Origin of the sequence: Clostridium sp. (assembly GCF_047718555.1) — a bacterium.
Taxonomy (GTDB): domain Bacteria; phylum Bacillota; class Clostridia; order Clostridiales; family Clostridiaceae; genus Clostridium_I.
Genome location: NZ_JBDNRK010000122.1, coordinates 1 through 2,430, shown reverse-complemented (window position 1 = coordinate 2,430; position 2,430 = coordinate 1). Strand labels below are relative to the sequence as shown.

Sequence of the window (2,430 nt, the reverse complement as noted above, 5' to 3'; positions counted from 1 at the left end):
AAATATTTTTTCCATAACTGCTTCTTTCTATTCGTAAACACTTTTTTACAAGTGTACTGACAGCACATTTATATAACTTCATGTAATTTATCACATTTATGCCCGTAAGCAAGTGCTATCCATCTCCCACCTATAGAGAGTGGGAGAATTCCGCACATTAAGTTAAATTTCATGAGATGGAATTGAAACCTGATATCTTTAAGTAGCATTAAGAGAAAATTAAATTGATAAATTTATTTATTTATCCTATAATTATTGGGTAGAAATATGTAGAAAAAGCTATATATATGTCTAACATGATAATTTGAGAGGCGAAAATTATATGTTACGAGATTTATTTGTAAATGCATGTATTTTGGTGACATTTATCAGTATATCACATCAGTTATTTAAAGATAAAAATTTAAGTCATAAATCACCTATAAGTTTAAAAATAACTACAGGTGTAATAAGCAGTCTGCTTGGAATAATATTAATGCTTTACAGTTTACATATTAACACTAATATAATAGTTGACTTTCGTAATATACCTATAATACTGACTGCAATTTATGGAGGCTTAATTCCTTCATTTATATCAAGCTTAATAATTGGAATTTTTAGAGTTTCTTATTTTGGGTTAAATCAATCTTCAATTTCTGCGTTTATTACAGCTTTACTTCAAGGTATAGGCTGTGGTATGATTTCTAACTTAAGGACTACTAAAAAAAAGCTTTGGATTTATTCTGTTATATTCAATCTGATAATTGTTACAGTATCCTTTAATATAATTATAAAAAATACTGAGATATTAATAAAACTTATATTAATATACTGGATAATAATGATATTAGTATCTATAGTTGTATATAAATATACAGCTTATTTGAGTGAATTAACTAGTCTATACAAACAATTAAAGGAAGGTTACTCAAAAGATTTTTTAACTGGATTAAATAATGTTAGATGTTTTGACACTATTTTTAACAAGATACTTGTTAATGTAAAAGAAAAAAATGAGAGGCTGTCTATTCTTTTTATAGATATTGATTTTTTTAAAAAAGTCAATGACACCTATGGTCATAAAAATGGTGATATTATTTTAAAGCAATTGGGCAGTGTATTAATAGATACCTGTAGAAGCTTTGATATAGTTTCAAGAAATGGTGGAGAAGAATTTTCTGTTTTGTTATTGGATTGCTCTCCAAATCATGCAGTTGAGATAGCTGAAAAACTTAGAAGTACAATAGAAAACTATAAATTTATCCTTAATGATAATACAAAAATAAATATAACAGTATCAATAGGTGTAGCTACCTATCCTGATACTACATCAGATTTGGATAAACTTTTTGAGGATGCTGATTCAGCACTCTACACAGCTAAACGCAATGGAAGAAACAAAGTGGTTTTAGCAAAAGTAAATAAATAATAGACCAAATTCAGTATACTCAATTGCAGTTGGTTCTAGATAATAAATTAGATTTATTGTTTTTATTTAATTGAATGCATAATTAAATATATAAATCTCTGCAGAATAATAAGATATGGTGAACGAGAGCCTTATGAGCTAGTTTATTTAACTAAGCTTTTGCTTCAAAAAAGTGATCTCCACCACTTTTCATAGTTGTAAAAAATATTAGACAGTATATTGATAAATGTCAAATGCTCTGCTATTGTTATTTTAGACAATATAATGTCAGAAAAGAAAGGTGAGGAGTTTTTATGGATCTTTACAGAGAGTTGTTTTTAATGCAGCAAACTTATGCTACACTTTTTTCTCTGGCCAATAAGCTTCAGGTAAAAGGTGATCAATATTTTGAGAATCTAACCTCAAGACAGCTTATGACAATGATTGCAATTGCCCATTTACCGGAAGATAAAACTACTCTGAATAATATTGCGAGAAAATTAGGTACCACCAAGCAGAGTGTGAAACAACTGATAACTATTATAGAAAATAAAGGCTATGTCATCACTGTACCAAGTCAGCAGGATAAACGGGCGGTTAATGTTAAAATTACTGAGGCAGGAAAACAGGCAGCTATAGATTGTTCTGAAAAATCATTGAACTTTTTTGCAGATCTTTTTAAAGATTTTTCCACAGAAGAGATGGAAATATTGTGGAGTCTATTAAAAAAAATGTATAGTTTTGATGGTGAAGAGCAAGATGGTTTTGAAGAAGACGCTGGCGTGAGAATTCAAGAAGGACTCAATGAAGAGCAAAAGAGAGCACTAAAGGAATTTGAAATACGAAGAAGTGAGAGAAGATAAACAGATCTTCTAATATAAATCTTTACATATTGTGATGGCAGCATCTTTATGCGGATGCTGCCATTATCACATGTAGTTTTTTTATGTGCATTATTTTATAGGTTATATGGGTTGTAATTTAGTTATTGAAGCAAGTTCTTAATTCAGGTGGGGATTCTTTTACCCCATCTGAATTTT

2 protein-coding genes are annotated in these 2,430 nt (G+C 29.1%); both read left to right on the top strand.

Features of this window, described 5'->3' with window-relative positions; genetic code table 11:
* Nucleotides 1-322: 322 nt before the first annotated feature.
* A complete protein-coding gene (locus ABF633_RS20680) occupies nucleotides 323-1,411 on the top strand; it encodes a GGDEF domain-containing protein (RefSeq protein WP_415526622.1) in 1,089 nt (362 codons plus the stop codon).
* 293 nt (nucleotides 1,412-1,704) lie between these two features.
* Nucleotides 1,705-2,253: a MarR family winged helix-turn-helix transcriptional regulator gene (locus ABF633_RS20675; RefSeq protein WP_415526620.1), complete on the top strand. Its 549-nt coding sequence runs from the start codon at nucleotides 1,705-1,707 to the stop codon at nucleotides 2,251-2,253.
* The last annotated feature ends 177 nt before the right edge of the window (nucleotides 2,254-2,430 follow it).